15 protein-coding genes are annotated in these 15699 nt (G+C 60.5%); 6 read left to right on the forward strand and 9 right to left on the reverse strand.

The features are described from left to right. Nucleotides 1–15: 15 nt before the first annotated feature. Both ACI0FG_RS13195 and ACI0FG_RS13200 read left to right on the forward strand, forming a co-directional pair. A complete protein-coding gene (locus tag ACI0FG_RS13195; RefSeq protein WP_419785463.1) occupies nucleotides 16–966 on the forward strand; it encodes a hypothetical protein in 951 nt (316 codons plus the stop codon). A gap of 441 nt (nucleotides 967–1407) precedes the next feature. Beyond that, a complete protein-coding gene (locus ACI0FG_RS13200; RefSeq protein ID WP_419785464.1) occupies nucleotides 1408–1704 on the forward strand; it encodes a hypothetical protein in 297 nt (98 codons plus the stop codon). Here the strand turns inward: ACI0FG_RS13200 and ACI0FG_RS13205 are convergent. Both ACI0FG_RS13205 and ACI0FG_RS13210 read right to left on the reverse strand, forming a co-directional pair. Continuing rightward, entirely contained in the window at nucleotides 1678–4374 is a 2697-nt protein-coding gene (locus ACI0FG_RS13205; protein ID WP_419785465.1) for a PAS domain-containing sensor histidine kinase, read from the reverse strand. The genes ACI0FG_RS13200 and ACI0FG_RS13205 overlap by 27 nt on opposite strands. A 24-nt stretch (nucleotides 4375–4398) precedes the next feature. After that, nucleotides 4399–5301, reverse strand: a complete 903-nt coding sequence (locus ACI0FG_RS13210) for a transporter substrate-binding domain-containing protein (RefSeq protein ID WP_419785466.1) — start codon at nucleotides 5299–5301, stop codon at nucleotides 4399–4401. Between the two features lie 208 nt (nucleotides 5302–5509). On the opposite strand from ACI0FG_RS13210, the gene ACI0FG_RS13215 reads away from it, so the two are divergent. Further along, the gene (locus tag ACI0FG_RS13215; protein ID WP_419785467.1) at nucleotides 5510–7024 is read left to right on the forward strand and encodes a catalase; all 1515 of its coding nucleotides are present in this window, start codon (nucleotides 5510–5512) and stop codon (nucleotides 7022–7024) included. A 54-nt stretch (nucleotides 7025–7078) separates the two neighbouring features. Here the strand turns inward: ACI0FG_RS13215 and ACI0FG_RS13220 are convergent, their stop codons facing one another. After that, the gene (locus tag ACI0FG_RS13220; RefSeq protein WP_419785468.1) at nucleotides 7079–7375 is read right to left on the reverse strand and encodes a hypothetical protein; all 297 of its coding nucleotides are present in this window, start codon (nucleotides 7373–7375) and stop codon (nucleotides 7079–7081) included. A gap of 246 nt (nucleotides 7376–7621) precedes the next feature. On the opposite strand from ACI0FG_RS13220, the gene ACI0FG_RS13225 reads away from it, so the two are divergent. Further along, on the forward strand, nucleotides 7622–8590 hold the full coding sequence (locus ACI0FG_RS13225; protein WP_419785469.1) for a hypothetical protein: 969 nt from the start codon (nucleotides 7622–7624) through the stop codon (nucleotides 8588–8590). Here ACI0FG_RS13225 and ACI0FG_RS13230 read toward each other — a convergent pair. After that, on the reverse strand, nucleotides 8541–9422 hold the full coding sequence (locus tag ACI0FG_RS13230) for a 1,4-dihydroxy-2-naphthoate polyprenyltransferase (RefSeq protein WP_419785470.1): 882 nt from the start codon (nucleotides 9420–9422) through the stop codon (nucleotides 8541–8543). The genes ACI0FG_RS13225 and ACI0FG_RS13230 overlap by 50 nt on opposite strands. Nucleotides 9423–9616: 194 nt before the next feature. Here ACI0FG_RS13230 and ACI0FG_RS13235 point away from each other — a divergent pair, with 194 nt between their 5' ends. After that, nucleotides 9617–10222: a hypothetical protein gene (locus ACI0FG_RS13235; RefSeq protein ID WP_419785471.1), complete on the forward strand. Its 606-nt coding sequence runs from the start codon at nucleotides 9617–9619 to the stop codon at nucleotides 10220–10222. 9 nt (nucleotides 10223–10231) lie between these two features. Here ACI0FG_RS13235 and ACI0FG_RS13240 read toward each other — a convergent pair whose 3' ends face one another. The 5 genes from ACI0FG_RS13240 to ACI0FG_RS13260 form a co-directional block, all read right to left on the reverse strand. Then, nucleotides 10232–10981 carry a phosphate ABC transporter ATP-binding protein gene (locus ACI0FG_RS13240; protein WP_419785472.1) on the reverse strand — a complete coding sequence of 250 codons (750 nt, stop codon included), beginning with the start codon at nucleotides 10979–10981 and terminating at the stop codon, nucleotides 10232–10234. Then, nucleotides 10978–11853, reverse strand: a complete 876-nt coding sequence (locus ACI0FG_RS13245; protein ID WP_419785473.1) for a PstA family ABC transporter permease — start codon at nucleotides 11851–11853, stop codon at nucleotides 10978–10980. Before ACI0FG_RS13245 ends, ACI0FG_RS13240 begins: the two co-directional genes overlap by 4 nt. Then, nucleotides 11850–12749 (reverse strand): PstC family ABC transporter permease, encoded by a 900-nt coding sequence (locus ACI0FG_RS13250; protein ID WP_419785474.1) that lies wholly within the window; start codon nucleotides 12747–12749, stop codon nucleotides 11850–11852. The genes ACI0FG_RS13245 and ACI0FG_RS13250 overlap by 4 nt, the downstream gene beginning before the upstream one ends. A 15-nt stretch (nucleotides 12750–12764) precedes the next feature. Further along, nucleotides 12765–13583 (reverse strand): phosphate ABC transporter substrate-binding protein, encoded by an 819-nt coding sequence (locus ACI0FG_RS13255; protein WP_419785475.1) that lies wholly within the window; start codon nucleotides 13581–13583, stop codon nucleotides 12765–12767. A gap of 142 nt (nucleotides 13584–13725) precedes the next feature. Then, on the reverse strand, nucleotides 13726–14874 hold the full coding sequence (locus ACI0FG_RS13260; RefSeq protein WP_419785476.1) for an alpha-D-ribose 1-methylphosphonate 5-triphosphate diphosphatase: 1149 nt from the start codon (nucleotides 14872–14874) through the stop codon (nucleotides 13726–13728). A 106-nt stretch (nucleotides 14875–14980) separates the two neighbouring features. Between ACI0FG_RS13260 and phnF the strand changes: the two genes are divergently transcribed. Next, nucleotides 14981–15697, forward strand: coding sequence for a phosphonate metabolism transcriptional regulator PhnF (gene phnF, locus ACI0FG_RS13265; protein WP_419785477.1), 717 nt, complete (start codon nucleotides 14981–14983; stop codon nucleotides 15695–15697). The last annotated feature ends 2 nt before the right edge of the window (nucleotides 15698–15699 follow it).

Consider the following 15699-nt stretch of genomic DNA (forward strand, 5'->3'; position numbering starts at 1 on the left):
CGCGAGGTGATCACCATGCCCGACATCACAACCAATTATGGAATCCTGCACTGCACACGGCATATGGAACTGACCGAAGACGGCTCTCCCCTCGCCTGCACTACGGCCAAGGCGAGTCCGCTCGTCACGCCCGTGGGTGAACTCATACCCCAGTTCACCACCGACGATCTGCGCAAGAAGGAGGTTCTGCCGGTGACCTTCCGCAAGGACGGCACCCTGCGCTCCCTGCCGCTGGAAAAACAGACCGTGGTCGATACTCCGGCGGGCCCCATCCCTGCGGAGATGATCACCTTCCACGCCAACGGGGCCGTCAATCGAGTCTTTCCCCTGAACGGCAAACTCACCGGCTATTGGTCACAGGAAGATGAAAAAGGGTTTTCCAAGCCCGTCACCCTGGCCACTCCGGCCGGAGAAATCACCACGCACATCATCAATGTCTGCTTTTACGAGGACGGCACATTGCGTTCCGTCACATTGTGGCCGGATGAGTCCGTCATGATCGCCACTCCGGTAGGCGGCCTCAAGGCGCGCATGGGGATCAGCTTTGCGCCGGACGGCAGACTCCGCTCCATGGAACCGGCCGAACCGTGCACAGTGCTGACGCCTGCCGGGGAAGTCACGGCCTATGATCCCGATGCCGTGGGCGTGAACGGGGACATAAACTCCCTGCGCTTTCACGAAAACGGCTCCGTAGCCCATGTGGTCACCACCCTTACCGGCATCAAGGCTGTCGACACGGACGGTACGGTCACCCGCTACGCCCCGGAATTCCGGGACAGCCTGTGTGGGGAAAGCGACAAGGAAGTCGTGCCCATGAGCATTTCATTCGACGGCAAGACCGCCAGCATCCAGATCAAGCCCAAGCAACCGCCAGTGACCATCGACATGGAGCGCTCGCCGCTCTTTGCCGAGCCCCATCTGCCGGGTCTGTCCATGGGGATGCCCGATCTGCGCTGCGGCGTATAGACGGGACTGCCGGCACAACGTAGCAAACACCAAAGACGAAAATCCCTAGCCTCCGGCGAGAAGCCGCAGTCGACCATACGGACGCGTGGTCGGATGCGGCTTCACGTCGGGATCAGTGTTGTCTGCTCCCTCGCGATTTCCATAACACGACACTGACGACCGTTCCCGTCTCCCGGCTGGTGCGCGCAGAATGGGTAGGTCCACAAGAAAAGGATCACACGGAAGAAGAGGGAGAGGAACTGGACTACACCATCAACCGCAGCACACCGGGCATGATCTACAACCAGATCAAATCCGTCGTTGCATCGAGCGCCCTGGGATTTCTGGGCTCTGACGAAGAAGAGGAGGGGGCTACTACAACACTCTTTCCCAGACAGGCTTTTCCACGGATACCGACGAGGACTCGGACACTACGGCCAGATCCTACTCAACGAGGGCGGGTTGGCGGATGCCTTGGAGACCGATCCGGCGGCAGTGGCGGCCCTCCTTGCCGAGCGGGACAAGGGGGAATCCGGCAGCCTGACCGTCCTTATCGAACACTACGAGGAAACCGTCACCAGCCGGGACAACCAGATATACAACGAAAAGTCGAGACGGGACGCCCCGGAAACGTCGTGTAACCGGAAATATGCGGCCCTCAACGCCTTGCTCAGCATCTACGAGAGCCGGGGCGATATGGTGGAAAGCCTCATCGCCGCCCTGGATTGGCCGTTACTCGGGCGGGCCGTCGATGAGTAGCCGCAGGATAAAGGTTGTGCCCTTGTCCACCTCGGACTCCACGTCGATGGTGCCGCCGTGCTTCTCGACCACGATGTCGTAGACGATGGCCAGTCCCTGGCCTGTTCCCTTGCCCACTTCCTTGGTGGTGAAGAAGGGATCGAATATCTTGGCCAGATTTTCCTTGGGTATGCCGCATCCCGTGTCGCCTATGCGGATTTCAACATTGGTATCGTCGTGGGATGTCTTCACGAAGATGGTCCCACGCTCGCCGGTGGCTTCATTCCCGGCAATGGCGTGAGAGGCGTTGATGATGATATTGAGCAGGACCTGGTTCAGGCCACCGGGGAAACAATTGACCAGCGGCAGTTCGGGATCAAGCTTCGTTTCCAAATCCGCCGTGTACTTCCATTCATTGCGGGTGACCGTAACCGTGTTCTCGATGGCCTTGTTGATGTCCACGGGCTTTGCCTCCTCTTCGCCCGGGTGCGAAAAATTCTTCATGGCCAGTACAATGGAGGCCACGCGCTGCACGCCTTCCAAAGCGCGGTCGCAGGCCTTGGGCATCTCTTCATATACGAACTCGTAGTCCATATCTTCCCTAAGTTCCTCTATGTCCTCTTCCTTGCCCTCACCCTTCTCATACAAGTCGATGAGCTGGAACATCTCCTCCAGCGCGTCCTTGACGAACCGAATGGAGTCACCCACGTACTGGATGGGTGTATTGATCTCGTGCGCGATACCGGAGGCAAGCTGGCCCAGCGATTCCAGCTTTTGGGCGATGTTCAGCTTGCGCTCCAGCGTCTTTCGCTCGGCAATGTTGAACACGACCTGAACAAGATGGGGCCTGCCGCCGATGGGAATCTCAAAGGAATGGAGCGCAACCGGCAGCGACGTACCGTCCAAATAGATCAGCATTCCCTCCTCGTATTCCGTCACCACCGTGGTGTCCGGACACAATAAATCCTGTGAGACCCGCCCGGAAAATTGAATTTTAACATTGCAGGACGCCTCCAATATTTCCTGCCGGGTCAACGAAAGCAGCTGCTCGCCGACGACATTGCAGTCCACGATCTCTCCTTTCTCCGGGTCAAAAACGAAAAAGGCCGCCCCGATGCCTTCAAAAATAGTATTGAGGAACTCCTGGTGCTCCTGCTGTTCGTCCAACCGCCTTTTTTCCTCTGACACATCATGGACATTGGCGAACACAAACGCCTGGCCGCCCATCTCGATGCGGTTCAGGGTCACCTGGACGTCGAACGTCTCCCCGCTCAGCGGCCGCCGGGCCTTCCAGTCGAACCCGACGCTTTCTCCCGCCACCACGCGCCTCCAGTTTTCATCAACAAAGGCGATATCCGCCTCCGGAGTCGAAAGGTCCCCGGCAATGGACATGGAAAGGGCCTCTTCCCGCGTAAGATGATACATGGTGAGCATACGCTCGTTGATATCCACTATATTGCCGTTCAGATCATGAATGATGACGGCATCGTGGGTACTGTTGAAAATGAAGCGCATGGCCGATTCGGCCTCACGGCGTTCGGTCACTTCCCTGCTCAGGGCCTGTGCCTGTTCCTCGAGCGCCGCCGTCCGCGCGGCAACCCGTTCTTCCAGGACGTCGTTGTTTTCACGCAGGGCGGTCTCCGCTGTCTTGCGCGCACGGACCTCCTCCTCCAACTGGCGGTTTTTATCCTCAATGCGCTCTGCCTGGCGGGCCGCCTCTTCCACCTTGGTATGCAGCACCAGGTTCCGGGCGCTGAACCAGAGGATGGTCACGGCGCCGGCCAGCAGGAACAACGCCAGCAAAAGCGTATAAAGGAAAAGACTGCGTGGGGAGAGTCCTCCCAGCAATTTCGACTCCGGAGCCAGACAGAGCAGGCTGAATTCCGTATCCGCCACCTTGGAACGGACAGCCAGGAACTTGATCTGTTCACCGGAATCCACACGGAGAAGATGGGTAACGGCTTCACCCGTTTTTTTCGGCCAGCCGGAGGCAACCAGCTCCTTGAGCTGTTCCGGAATGGCATGTACCGGGCAATAGACGAAGGGACCGTAGACAAGGAAGCTGAACCAGCCGGTATGCGTCCGGCCCATATCCTCCATGAGGGAGGCCAGAATATCCTGTGTGTTCAGCCATGCCACGAGCGTGCCGGTCAGTTTGCCCTTGAAGAGAAAAGGAAGGTAGATGACGAGGTGTTTTTCGCCGTCGTCGCCGTTCTTCATTATGATCCTGGGTTTGGAGGCATCCAGCGCGCCGGGGATATTCACGCCGCAACAATGCGGGTCCTCGGGCACACCCTGATCGTCGGCCAGAAGATCGCCATTCTCGTCCAGGTAGGCCATTCGCCGATATACCCGCTTGCCATGCATGGACTTGCGACGGACGAAACGGTCCAGGAGTTCGGCTATGGCCACCTGGCTCGCCCACAGCCCATACTCCCGGGACATGCCAAGTGCCTTGTTTTCATAATAGGCGTACAGTTCCCGGCTGGAAGCCAGGTCCTCCAAGTCGTTTCGGCGATCAAGCAGGAAATGCCCCAGCGCATTCGCTTCCCTGGCCGAATAATTGACAAAGCGATCTCTCGCCGCCTGTTGCAGTTTGACCTGGGAACTGTAATTGCCCCAGACCATGAACATGAGCAGGATGGCAAGCGGGACAACAGCCCCCGATATAATGACATTCCGGCGCAGCAACTTCCTTACTCCTTGTCGTCCTGTCTACCGTTCTTCAAAAAACGATTTGTAGTAGCCGAGTACGGCCGGATAATACTTCACAACCAGTCTGCGGTATTCTCCGCTGGCCTTCTGCTGTGCCAAAAAAGTGTTGAACGTTTCGCGCAGCCGAGGAGAACTCTTTCGGAACCCCACGGCCATGGTCTGCTCCGGAGAGATCGGCCCCAGCACCTTGATCTTGCCCGGCCACTTCTCAAGCGCGACCAGGGAGTCCGGCACGTCCAGCAGCGCAAGGTCGGCATCACCCTTGATGACCGCCGGAGCTATGTCGTTAAGGCTCCCGGGAAAGCTGGTAATACGGTCCGTCAAGCGCTCTATGCCATACAGCCCGGGTGCCAGACATGTTCCGTCTTTGCCCAGCACATGGTGCCCCTTTAACAATGCCTTAACCGCCTTGATATCCTTGACCACTTCACCCGACGAGACAATGGGCATGGCCGGAAAGTCCGCACGGGAGATACACCAGACCTGCGTGGGAAAGGTGGGTTCGGAATAGTCGATGACCTTTTCCCGCCAGGCCAGCACAGTGAGGCCGTTGGCAATGACGTCTCCGCGAATCTCCACCTTGCCCAGTTTTTTCACCCCGTCGCCGACGGGTTTGATCCGGGTGCCGGTCAATTCGCCGAGAATCTCTCCCCACCCCGCCGACTCGACAAACCGGTATCTCACGCCCAGATAGTCGGCAAACCGCTTCATCAGCTCCACGCTCAGGCCGTCGCCATGCCCCGTCACGAAGTTGGCGTAGGGAATGCCGAGATGGCGCAGCTCTCCCCGGGCACGGATGTCATCCAGATCTGTCGCCAGTCCCGGCGTGGCCCAGGCAAACAGGAAAACCGAGAGCAGCGCTCCCGTCCAGACGGACTTGTTCATAAAACATTTCAGCGGCATGAGGCACCCCTCCGAGTTTCCACTTCAGCCAATAGCATAAACAAACAAAATTATCTCCGCCCTTATAAAAAAAATACCCCTGGGGAGGAAACCAATTCCATATTCTCCTTTTTCAAAAACCATACATATGATAATTTTTATCAAAATACCATTTTTCAGGACCTTAGCCACAGGGCAGGTCCAAACCGCATGACCACAGGAGAGTACCATGGCAACAGGGAAGAAGCGAATGACGGGCGCCTTCGGCTGCCCCGTGGGCAACGATCTGCATACCGCCACCGCCGGAGCGCGCGGCCCCACGATGATGCAGGATGTCCATCTGCTGGAAAAATTGTCCCACTTCGACAGGGAGCGGATTCCGGAACGGGTGGTGCACGCCAAGGGAGCCGGGGCCTACGGCTATTTTGAAGTCACGGCCGACGTAAGGCAATACACTAAGGCGGCCTTTCTTTCGCAAGCTGGCAAAAAGACAGAGGTATTCGCCAGATTTTCCACGGTTGGAGGTGAAAAAGGCAGTGCCGATGCCGAGCGCGACCCTCGCGGCTTTGCCCTCAAATTCTACACCGAGGAAGGCAACTACGACATGACCGGCAATAACACCCCGGTCTTCTTCATCCGCGACCCGCTCAAATTTCCGGACTTCATCCACACCCAGAAAAGAGACCCCGCCACCAACCTCAAGAGCCCGACCATGGCCTGGGATTTCTGGTCCCTGACCCCGGAATCCATGCATCAGGTGACCATACTCTTTTCCGACAGGGGAACCCCGGCCTCCTACCGCCACATGAACGGATACTCCAGCCACACCTACAAGTGGTACAATGCCAAGGGAGACTACTTCTGGGTGCAGTATCACTTCAAAACAGACCAGGGGATAAAAAATCTGACCGGCCCCCAGGCCGCCGAGATGTGCGGCAAGGACCCGGACCACGCCACCCGCGACCTGTACGACGCCATCGCCCGGGGCGACAATCCGTCCTGGACCCTTGAGATGCAGATTCTTTCCCCAACGCAGGCAGAGAATTTCCAGTGGGACATCTTCGACATCACCAAGGTATGGCCGCACAGCGAAGTGCCGCCCATCACCGTGGGGCGGCTGGTGCTGAACCGCAACCCGGAAAACTACTTTGCGGAAGTGGAGCAGGCGGCCTTCAACCCCAGCAACTTCGTTCCAGGCGTTGCCGCCTCACCGGACAAGATGCTCCAGGGACGTCTCTTTTCCTACCATGACACCCATCTGCACCGGCTCGGGCCAAACTACCATCTCATTCCGGTCAACCAGCCGAAAAACGCCCCGGAGATGAACTACCAGCGCGACGGCGCAATGCGCGTGGATCACAACGGCGGCGGAGGGCCGAACTACTGGCCCAACAGCTTCCACGGACCAGAACCGGATGAGGCATACGTCGAGCCGGTAATTCCATTGCAGGGAGTGGGCGACAGGCACCCCTACACCCACCCCAACGACGACTTCATCCAGCCTGGAAATCTATACCGCAAGGTCATGACCGACCAGGACAGAACCAACCTGATAAGCAACATCGTGGGGAACATGAGAAGTGTTCCGAATCCGATCCAGCTGCGGCAGTGCGCGCTGTTTTATCTGACCGACGAGGACTATGGAACCCGCGTCGCCGAAGGATTGGGACTGGACAAGACAGAGGTGGTCCGCCTCTCCGGGATGACGCAGGCGGAAAGAGTGGCAGCCACACCGGTTGGCTGATCACCGGACGCAAAAAAGGCGGTGTGGCCAGTTGCCGCACCGCCTTGCTTCCGACTAGCCGTGGTTGTGACTGTGGCCGTCACCGGCCTCGTGGGCATGGCCATCATCATGGCTGTGCGAACCGTGCTCGTGCACATGCTCGCCGTCCGGGCCGTGCTCGTGTCCATGGGCGTGCTCGTGGCTGTGCACATGGGTGTGTTCATGGCTATGGGTTGTGCCGTCCTCATGGGTATGCTCATGCACGTGGGTGTGTTCATGCTCATGGGAATGTTCGTGGACCTCGCCCTTGCCATGGGCGTGCTGATGGGTTCGCTTGTCCTTGCCTATATTGCAGCCGCAGGTCTTGCACATATGCAAACTCCTTGCTTGAGGTTTCCCCTTCTCTCCCTTTATTTATCGCCTCTATCTGAGCCATTGACAAGACCGTGACAAAAAAAGATTTCATCAACTGTATCGCATACGCGTACCAACAACGTGTTACCCGACGCTTTGGATTCCCCAACCGCAAAGCCGCGAATACGCCACCGATACGAACATTCCTGTTACAAATTCAGGTTGCCGCTTTTCCCCACAAGTAATAATGTCATTACAATCAATATGAAAGCCGCCACCCTATCCGTCATCTTAGTGGTCATACTGGCCCACGTCGCCCTGGCCGGGGAACCGGACGTCATTACCTATCCACAGCCGCTCTCCGCAGGTGACACCCGCTTCGAATACCACCTTTCACTAGTCCGGAAAGCGCTGGAAAGGACCGTCCCGGAATATGGTCCCTTTGAGTTGCGCCCCACGCATCTGGCCATGAACCAGCTCCGTCAGCTGGACCTGCTTGAGAACGGCAGCCCGATGCTGGACATAGCCATCAAGCCGACCTCCAGGGAGCGGGAACAACGGCTGACGCCGGTGCGCATCCCCCTGGGCAAGGGCGTGGTCGGCTGGCGGATTCTGCTCGTCCGCCGGGACCTTCAGCACGGGCTGGCAAAGGTGATGGACAAGGAAGGGCTCAAGCCGTTCCGTTTCGGACAGGGGCTGGGCTGGAGCGATATTGGAATACTGCGGCACAATGGCCTGAAGGTTATTACCGGAGGCGATTACGAAGGCCTCTTCGCCATGCTGCTTTCCAACCGTTTCGAGGTCTTCCCGCGCAGCATTGTCGAGGCCTTCGCAGAGTGGGATGAGCGCCATGCAAAGTTCCCGGAGCTGCATGTCGAAACAACCCTGCTGCTCCACTATCCCTTTGCCCGCTACGTTTGGACCGCCAATAGCAAGCGGGGGGCGTTGCTGCGGGAGCGCATCGCCAAGGGGCTGGAATCCATGATCGCCGACGGCACGTTCGACGCCATGTTCCGAAAGCACTACCAGGAAACGATTCTTCGGGCGCGACTGAACCAAAGGAGACTCATCGAATTGGAAAATCCCGACCTGCCGCCGGAAACGCCGCTACAGAGAAAGGAATTATGGTTCGATCCCTTCAAGGAACTGCCGGAGTCCACCAAAGGGCGGAACAAGGAAAAAATCAGCTCAGGACCAGTCCGAGACTCATCAGCAGGCAATACAGCACCATGACGGCAGCGGTTTTGCCCAACATCCGAATATAGACCGGCCCGGTCTGCGGCTTGCCGATCATCACGCAGAGCTTCAGGCCCAACGGCAAAACGGCCAGAGGCAACAGCAGCCATGCCGAATGCAGCATCGTGGCCATGACCACGGCGCAGCCAAGGGCCACAGCGAACCACGCCCGATACTCGAAGGCGGAAAAACCACGGCCGAGACGGACGGCCAGCGTGCGCTTGTTCGCCTTGATGTCCGTCTCCACGTCACGATGATTGTTGACCACCAGCAGGTTGGTGCTCAGGGCACCCACCGCCGTTCCGCCCAAAAAGGAAAGCAGACTGAAGTCCCCGGCCTGGACCCGGTAGGTGCAGCACACGGCCACCCAGCCGAAAAAGAGCATCACGAAAATTTCGCCCAGCCCCAGATAGGCCAGCGGAAACGGTCCGGCGGTGTAACCGTAGCCAAGCAGGATGGAGAGAATGCCCAGCACCAGCAGCCACAGCCCGGCATAGGGCACAAGCCCCAGTCCCACAAAAAAGGCCACAAGGAAAATTCCGGCGGTCATCCACTTCATCTGAGTGAGGGAGATGCGCCCGGTGGCGGTCATGCGCCGGGGTCCCTGCCGTTCCTCGGTGTCCGCCCCCTTGATGAAGTCATAGTAGTCGTTGGCGAAGTTGGTTCCGATCTGAATAAGCAGGGCAAAGAGCAGGCAGAGCGACGCGGGCACCCACCGGAAGCCGTCCGCCTGATACGCCAGGGCGCTGCCGACCAGCACCGGCCCGATGGCAGCCGGAAGGGTCTTGGGACGAATGGCCAGGAACCAGGATTTCAAATCGCCTTGCATGATCCACCACGAGGAAAATTGATTGAAGGGAAGGCCGCCCGGCACCGCAACGCCGGACGCAGGTGTCTCATACAGACAAACGCGAACCTTCCGCAAGCCGGAAAAACGGCACCTCCCGGCCATTGCAACTGGCCCCCGCTCACTGTATTGTCCCACAAAACAGCCCCGAGAACGGAGCGCCGCGGAGGTACGCCTTGAACAAGCTGCACATTTTCACTCTGACACTGATCCTGACGGCACTGGCCGCTCTCCCCTGCCTTTCCGCCACGGCCCCGGCCGCATCGATTTCCGAGGCACCGGCCGCCCCGAAATTCACCATGCAGTTTCCCAAGGACTTCACTGCCACCAATGATAGCGAAGCCCTGGCGGCAAAAAGCTATTTCCCCGTGGATGCGGAGGACATGGTCCTCGGCGGTTACTATTCCGGCAAGGCCTACGCCAATACCAACTTCAGCGGCGCAATCGTGGCCGTCACCGAGACGCCTGCGGAATCGGGCGACGACAGCTGTACGGAGTTTGACGGAGACACGGTCTGCAAGTCGGACGAGGGCGTGGGCGACGTCATCATCAACGCCATTCCCTTCAAGCTCGCCACCATTGAGGACGCCGCCGTGGGACACCGGCTGGAGGCCAGAAAGTACTGGACCATCCGCAACGGGCACCGCTTTGAGGTACTGCTCTCCCTGAGCTATACCGACATGGGTGCGTACACGCCCGGTACGGTGAAGGAATTCGACAAGAAGGCCTGCTGGGAAAAGCTCGTCTCCATCATGAAGACCTTTTCCTTTCCCTCCGAGTAGGCAGCCGGGCTAGAACGCCTCTTCGAGCAGCGCGTCAAGCGACTGCTCGTCGCCCTGTTCCCGATCCCAATCGGCCACAAGGCTGCCGTCGCGCATGAGCAGCAACCGGTCGGCCAGCTTGCGCGCCTGCCGCAGGCTGTGGGAGACCACCACCAAGGTCAGGCGCGGCACCAGCGAACGCAGCAAATCTTCTATGATCTCAGCGGAACGGTGATCCACCGAAGCCGTCGGCTCGTCCAGCAGCAGGACCTCCGGGTCCAGCGCCAGGGCACGGGCCAGACAAAGTCGCTGTTGCTGTCCGCCGGACAAGGTCGTGGCGTCGTTGTCCAGCCGGTCGGCCACCTCGTCCAGCAATCCCACGTCGCGCAGGGCGGCCTCGGCCCGGTCGCGGGCCTTTCTGCCGTCCACGCCGAGCACCAGACGGAGCGGCAGCAGGATGTTACGCTCAATGGAGACCGGCAAGACCGCCGGGGTCTGAAAAACCATACCCACCCGACGGCGCAGGTCCTCCACATCCGTGGACGGCGCATAGGCATCCAGCGGCCCGGACGGCAGATCGAGACGGACCGAGCCGGTGGTACGGCAATGTTCCAGGCACTCGTTCAGCCGATTGACAGCGCGCAGCAGCGTGGTCTTGCCCGAGCCGGAACGGCCAACGAGCACGGATATTTTTCCTGCCGGGATGTCCAGATCCACACTGCGGCAGGCGGGTTTGTCCTTGAAGGCAACGGTCAGGTTGCGGATGGTGGCGATGTTCACGCGCCTTTCCTCCAGCGATATTCCATGGCCCGGTGCAATGTCCCGGCGGCCAGGAAGAGCAGCGTCGTCAGCCCCAGCAGCACCAACGCCGCGCCGAATCCGCGTTGCAGGTCCTCCGGGCCGCGATACTCCGCCGCCGTGGTGTAGATGTAAAACGGCAGGGCCTCATACACGCCGAGCACGGAGCGCGGCAATCCAGCGTTGGCCACCACGCCGGTAAGCATGATTACCGCCGTGTCCTCCGCCGCCCGGCCGATGGAAAGGACCACGCCGCTCATGATCCCCCGCCCGGCGGAGGGAAGCAAAATATGGCGAATGGACTGCCAGCGGGTCAGTCCCAGACTCGGCCCGACCAGACGCAAGTCCGCAGGCAGGGCCTCCAGCGTGGTGGACGTGGCATTGATCATGTAGGGCAGCACCAGAAGCCCCAGACAGACGCCGGAGAGCAACATGCCGGTATTGGCGGCGGGCGCGATGGAGTGGCGCAGGTAGAGAATCAGGGCGAACCCGAACAGTCCCATGAGAATGGACGGCGCTCCGGCCAGAATATCCACCAGCACGGAAAGCACGCGCGCGGACCGCCCGGTGGCGTATTCGCTCAGATAAACGCCGCTGAGGATGCCCATGGGTACGGCCGTGAGCGCGGCAATTCCCACCAGGCAGAACGTACCCACGCAAGCGGGCCAGATGCCGTCCCAGACCGGCGCGAAACGGAACAGGGCCTCAAGCGGCGGCGTGTCGCCAAAAAAGAGTGACAGGCCAATGGCTGGCCGGGATTGCATCCAGAGAAATCCGAGCAGCCCGACCACGATGAGCACGGGCAACACGGCACTCAGGCGGCAGAAAAGCGTAAATACGGGCTGACGGTTCACGGACGGCCCCCCCGGCCCTGAATCCAGCGCAGGGCAATGGTCACGGCGGCCGTGGTCATGAACAGGAAAAGCCCGGCGGCAAAGAGCGAAAGATAGGCGAGGCTGTGGCTGTCCGTGGCCACCACCAGGGCGATGTGCGCGGTCAGGGCGCGCACGGAATCGAGCATGGAACCCGGCATCTGGGCGGCATTGCCCGAGAGCATGAGGGGGATCATGGTATCGCCCACAGCCCGGCCGAATCCAAGGACCAACGCGGCGGAAAAACCGCGGCGGGACAGGGGAATGACAAGATGGATCAGCCGCTGCTGCCGGGTCAGGCCAAGGGCTGCCGCAGCCAGCCGGACCCGGGGTTCGGCCACCTGGAACTGGCTGTGAATCATCAGCGTCATGGTGGGCAGGGCCAGGACCACCAGCCCGAGGGAGGCGGCCAGCCAGGAAAAACCGCTGCCGTGATGAAAGGTGGTCCGAAGCAGCGGCACCATGACGAACACGGCCACAAAGCCGTAGACCACGGTGGGCACGCTGGTCATGAGCTGCACGGTGCGCAGTACGATGCGGGAAGCGCGGGGCGACCCGATGCCGTGGATAAAGCAGCAGATGCCCACGGCCAGCGGAAAGGCCAGCGGCACGGCGGTACAGGCGAGCAACAGCGAGCCCACGACCATGGTCAGGATGCCGAACCCGCCGTGGAAGGGGTCCCACTTGACGGAGAGCAGCCCGGACAACGCCTCGGGATCAAGCAGCGGCAGGCAGAAATGCACCAGAAAGGCGAGCAGCGCCACCACCACGCAGCCAGACAGGAGCGCGGACAGGCGCACCGCGCCCTGGGCGATACGTTCCCCGGGTCCTCGATGAAATGAATGCACGACAAGATAAGGGGCGGACGGCCAAGCCATCCGCCCCGGTTTTACTTAGTGCAGCGGGATGTAGCCGCTGTCCTTGATGATCTGCACGCAATCCGGGCCCATGATGTAGTCCACGAACGCCTTGACGATGCCGGTGGGCTCGCCCTTGGTGTTCATGTAGAGCTTGCGGACCACCGGATAGGAGCCGTCCTTGGCGGCCGCCTGCGTCGGATGCACGCCGTCCAGGGACGGGGCCTTCACAGTCTTGTCCAGATAGCCGATGCTGGCGTAGCCGATGCCGTCCGGGTCGCGGGAAATAGCGGTTTTCATGGCGCCGTTGGAGGCAACCACGTTGGCGGCGGAAGCGATGGTGCCCTTTTTGAGGAGCTTCTTCCAGTACACCTCGCGGGTGCCGCTGGCTTCGTCGCGGGTGTAGAGGTTGATGGACGCGTCGTTGCCCCCTACTTGCTTCCAATTGGTGATCTCACCGGCGAAAATTTTCCGTACCTGATCCCCGGTCAAAGCGCCTACAGGGTTCTCCGGGTTGACGATGGTGGCCACGCCGTCCACGGCAAAAGCGAACATGGCCAGACCGTACTTGGCAACCTCGGCGTCGCTCGCCTTGCGGCCGGAGTTACCGATGTTCACCAGCCCCTCGCCCACCTTCTGGATACCCACGCCCGAGCCGCCACCGGCCACGGAAACGCGGATGTCCGGGTTGGCCGTCATTACGTTACGGGCCGCCTTTTCCATCACGGGGATGTGAGCCGTACCACCGGCAATGGATATCTCGCCTTTCTGTCCCTTGAAGGCATCCAGCCCGGAGCCGAAGGCCATGGAGCACAGCGCCAGCAATATGCCGAGTGTGAACAATCCTTTTTTCATTAACCTCTCCCTATGGTTGCGCGTTGACTCTCAGGGACGATGCAAGGCCGCCCCGCCAATCCGGTCACCTTAAGCATTGGCGCCTTCTATGACAACAATAAAGAAACTTGGTGCCGATTCAACACCAAAGAAAGCCCTCGAATCAGGCGGCAGGCGCATCCACCGCGCCGCCGGTCCAGACGGCTACGGGCACAGGCTGCTCATCCGCCATCCGCACCCGCACCAGATCGGCCAACCGGCCGGGCGCGATGACGCCCCGGTCGTCCAGCCCAAGCATGGCGGCGGGATTGGCCGAGACCAGGGCCATACAGTCGGGCAATGGACGGGAAAGCAGCCGGGAGACAAGGAAGGGAGCCAGCAGCAGGCTGGCCGGAACGTAGTCCGACGCCAGCACCGTAAGCTGCCCCGCATCCAGCACTTCCAGGGCGGAAACATTGCCGGAATGGGACCCGCCGAGAACAATGTTGGGCGCACCCATAACCACGGCCATGCCCGCCTTGCGCGCGGCAAAAGCCGCCTCCAAAGTCGTGGGGAACTCGCTGATGGAGATGCTGGCTGCGCGGGCCTCGGCTACATGCTCCGGCGTTGCATCATCGTGGGACGCCAGCGGGATGCCATGTTCGGTGGCTCTGCCGATGATGGCTGCCCGCTGCGGTTCGGCATATCGGGCCTGCTCGTCCTTCAGCCGCTCCACCACCTGGGCGAACTCACTGTCGGTCCAGGCCATATCGCTGTAATACTGCCGGAATTTATTCTCGTCCTTGTACTGCCGCTGGCCGGGCGTGTGGTCCATGAGCGAGACAAGGCGGACCAGCGGGTTCTCCAGATGCTCACCCAGAATGGCCGGGGTCTTGGGGTCGGCGGTCTCGCAGCGCAAATGCAGCAGGTGGCGCGAACGGAACAACCGGGCCGCCTCGCCGTCGGTCACGGCCCGGACCGCGTCGTTGAACATACGTCGCCGCGTTTCCTCTTCCGGGAACGCCTCGGCGCAGATGGAGTCGAGCACGGTGGTGATGCCGCAGCCGTGCATCATGGCGTCGTTGGCCACGGCGGCGGAGAGGGGCGACGGCCAGTATACGCCGGGACGCGGGGTAAACTGCCGCTCCAGGCTGTCGGTGTGCACGTCGATGAGTCCGGGGATCAGATAGTCCCCTTCCAGATCCAAAGCCCCGCGCACGGAGGTGGCCCCTGCGTCTATGCCTGCAATGACGCCGTCGCGAACCACCACACTGCCTGCCACCACTTCGCCTTCGGTCACGACCAGGCCGTTCCTGAGCACCATTTCTTTCATATTCACCTCGCCCTTTGCTTGTCGCCCGATACGCCCTGTCCGGTCAACCGCCCAGGGGAAGACAATACGGACAAATTATGGCAAGTTGTCCGCAGGGGGAAATACAATGGCCGACACCAAACCACCACTGTGGCAACAGGTCCGGGACACCCTGGTTCACGATATCAAGGGAGGACAGGTCTATCCCGGCGAGCTGCTGCCCACGGAAAAACTGTTGGGCGAACGGTTCGGCGTGCACCGCCACACCATCCGCCGCGCCTTGCAGGAACTGCGCGAGCAGGGGCTGGTCCGCACCGAGCAGGGACGCGGCACCGTGGTGCTGGAGCAGCCGTTCGAATACAAGATGGGCCGCCGCACCCGGTTCAGCGAAAACATGAGCCTCAACCGGCTCAAGGCGCGCTCCCACTTCCTCTACGGCGACGTCATCACCGCGTCCGAGCTGGTGGCCGGACAACTGGAGCTCAGGCCCCGCAGCCGGGTCAGCTACATAGAAATGTACGGCGAGGCCGAGGGTAAGCGCGTGTTCGTGGCCTCCCAGTACATTCCATACGTGGATATGGAAGACCTCATCGGCGTGTTCCGCAAGACCGGCTCCCTGACCAAGGCGTACCGTCACTACGGCATCAAGGACTATTTCCGCAAGGTAAGCCGCATCACCACCCGCCTCTCCAACCCCGAAGAGACCCGGCTCCTGAAGCTCAAGCAGAAGCAGCCGCTCCTGGTGGTCGAGTACGTCAACGTCGATCCCTCGGGCCGCCCCATCGAGTTCGGCATCACCCGCTTTTCAGGTGATCGCATGGAAATCGTGGTCGAAGGCGCCTGAGG

It is taken from the genome of Pseudodesulfovibrio sp. 7M6 (genome assembly GCF_050058625.1).
Classification (GTDB): Bacteria; Desulfobacterota; Desulfovibrionia; order Desulfovibrionales; family Desulfovibrionaceae; genus Pseudodesulfovibrio; species Pseudodesulfovibrio salinus.